The organism is Leptolyngbya sp. FACHB-36 (assembly GCF_014695955.1).
Lineage (GTDB): Bacteria > Cyanobacteriota > Cyanobacteriia > Leptolyngbyales > Leptolyngbyaceae > FACHB-36.
Genome location: NZ_JACJPG010000113.1, coordinates 1 through 2,798, shown reverse-complemented (window position 1 = coordinate 2,798; position 2,798 = coordinate 1). Strand labels below are relative to the sequence as shown.

The 2,798-nt window shown below is 52.4% G+C and carries 2 protein-coding genes and 1 pseudogene; all 3 read left to right on the top strand.

All coding sequences use genetic code 11. The annotated features are described in order from the left end of the window. A pseudogene (locus H6F43_RS01575) lies at window positions 1–105 on the top strand (nicotinate-nucleotide diphosphorylase (carboxylating)); the annotation flags it as partial. Between the two features lie 457 nt (window positions 106–562). Further along, window positions 563–1,549, top strand: coding sequence for a hopanoid-associated sugar epimerase (hpnA, locus tag H6F43_RS01570; protein WP_190340268.1), 987 nt, complete (start codon window positions 563–565; stop codon window positions 1,547–1,549). A 137-nt stretch (window positions 1,550–1,686) separates the two neighbouring features. After that, window positions 1,687–2,706: an adenosyl-hopene transferase HpnH gene (hpnH, locus tag H6F43_RS01565; protein ID WP_190340267.1), complete on the top strand. Its 1,020-nt coding sequence runs from the start codon at window positions 1,687–1,689 to the stop codon at window positions 2,704–2,706. Window positions 2,707–2,798 lie beyond the last annotated feature (92 nt).

The following is a 2,798-nucleotide window of genomic DNA, read 5'->3' as shown; positions in this document are numbered from 1 at the left end:
ATGCTAGAAACCATTCGAGCGATCGCGGAGACCGGGGTAGACTACATTTCTAGTAGCGCCCCGATCACGCGATCGACGTGGCTGGATTTAAGTATGCGAATCTAAAAACGACAAAGGAGTATGAATTTAAGGTGCAGATTTTGTGGAGTCAAGATCCAGCAGCGGACCGCTGAGGTGGCTATCCCGCTTTGCTGAATCGACTGTCCTTAGTGTTGGTGAGGACGAAACCAGGAGAGATGACGATAGTTGGGATGTAAGTATCCTTCTGGTTCGCGCTGTTCCTCGTAACGCTTGCTTTGAGGTGCAGGGGTGTCGGTAGTCGGTTGAGTTGAACGAAGATGGCGTTTCATAGGGGTTACTTCTGCTCCATAACAAATAGATTAGTTCTGTATCTAATTTTACTATTTCTGCCGACAGTTGCGGGCTGCAAGCGCTGTAGCGTTAGAGTTTGATGACAATTGTGCCAAAGAGGGACGTGTATGAACGTGAGTTCCAAACAAAGGGGCAGCACGCTTGGCAGTAATATCAAATCTGTTCATTGCTAAGCGACAGCGAACTGCGTATGCACACATTTGTTACAGGCGGAACTGGATTTGTCGGCGCAAATTTGATCCGGTTACTGTTGCAGGAAGGGCACAAAGTCCGTGCGCTAGTGCGGTCTACGAGCGATCGGCGAAACTTACACGGCTTGGACGTAGAATGCGTCAGCGGCGATTTGAACGATCCCGATCTGTTCCAATTGATTCAGGGGTGCGAGGTCGTGTTTCATGTGGCAGCTCATTACTCGCTTTGGCAAGCCGATCGCGAGTTGTTGTACCGCCACAACGTGTTAGGAACGCGCAACGTCTTAGCGGCTGCAAAACGCGCTGGAGTTGATCGCACGGTCTACACCAGTTCCGTTGCCGCAATTGGTGTGGCTCCGGTAGGCACGATCGCGGATGAAACCTACCAGTCCCCAGCGGAAAAGCTAATCGGACACTACAAAAAATCGAAATACTGGGCAGAACAAGAAGCCGTTCAAGCGGCACAAGCGGGACAAGATGTAGTCATCGTCAATCCCAGCAGCCCGATCGGTCCGTGGGACATCAAACCGACGCCCACAGGTGATGTGATTCTGCGATTTCTGCGTCGCCAAATGCCCGCTTATCTTGACACTGGGCTAAATTTCATCGACGTGCGCGATGTTGCCTGGGGGCATCTGCTAGCACTGCAAAAAGGGAAACGCGGCGATCGCTACATCTTAGGCAATCAGAATCTTCCCCTCAAAGCGCTGCTTGATTTGATGGCTCAACTCACTGGGCTTCCGGCTCCACAGCGCATGGTCCCCGCTTGGCTACCCCTTACCGCTGCCTGGGTTGACGAAATGCTGCTGAGCAAACTGGGGAAAGCGCCTTCAGTCCCGATCGATGGCGTTCGGATGGCACAGCAGTACATGTACTACAACGCCGCTAAAGCCGTTCGAGAACTCGGTCTGCCGCAAACGTCGATTGCAACCGCTGTGGACGACGCGATCGAGTGGTTCGTGTCCAATCAGTATGCAACTTTGTGATGCCAGGCGGGAGCTAAGCACTCCGTCTAGCAAAGCCTTCAGGCAATTCTTGCTTCTACTGCAAGCCCATCGAACTAGCAAAACCTTGAAGCCGTTCCGTAGAATGGTTAATAAGTTTGTGAGGAGATCGAGAACTAATGGCAATTCACTGGCAGCAAGCCTTAGAAATTGGTAAGTATTTGGTCGCGCAGCGGCTCAGAGGGCGCAAGCGATTTCCCTTAGTCTTGATGCTGGAACCGCTGTTCCGCTGCAATTTGGCGTGCTCTGGCTGCGGTAAGATTCAGCATCCGGCAGATATTCTAGTCCAGAACCTGACCCCAGAGCAGTGCTTTACAGCGGTAGAAGAGTGCGGTGCTCCGGTTGTGTCAATTCCGGGCGGTGAGCCGCTGCTGCACCCGCAGATCGACGAAATTGTGCGTGGACTGGTGGAGCGCAAGAAGTTTGTCTACCTTTGCACCAATGGGCTGCTTCTAGAGAAAAGTCTGCACAAGTTTCAGCCCTCACCGTATTTAACCTTCAGCGTTCACCTGGATGGACTGCGAGAGTGGCATGACAAATGCGTCGATCGCAAAGGCGTCTTTGACACCGCTGTTAAAGCGATTCGCGCTGCCAAAGCCCAAGGGTTTCGCGTCACAACCAACACAACCATTTTTGCTGGGGCTGATGTCAAGGAAATGCAGGAATTCTTTGACTTCCTGGAGACACTCGGCGTAGACGGCATGATTTCTCCCGGTTACAGCTACGAATGGGCACCGGATCAAGACCACTTCCTTAAGCGTGAACAGACTCGCGCTCTGTTCCGTGAAATTTTGGCTCCCTACAAAGCAGGTAAGAAGAACTGGAGTTTCAATCACAGTCCGCTGTTTCTGGACTTTCTGATCGGTGAGAAAGACTATGACTGCACCCCATGGGGAAGCCCCAGCTACAGCGTGTTGGGCTGGCAAAAGCCCTGCTACCTTTTGAACGAGGGGCACTACAAAACGTTTCAAGAACTGCTCGACAACACCGAGTGGAAAAACTACGGACAAAAAAGTGGCAATCCGCAGTGCGCGGACTGCATGGTGCACTGCGGCTACGAGCCAACGGCGTCAGTAGACGCAATGGAGCCGACGAATATTGGTCGATCGGTCGGGGCACTGTTTGGGCTAGGAACGTAGAGAATTTCGGCGATGCTTCTGTTACAACTGGTTTTGACGCTGCTGGTGAGCGGATCGATCGCATTTTACGTTGCTTGCGCCGTCTGCACCCA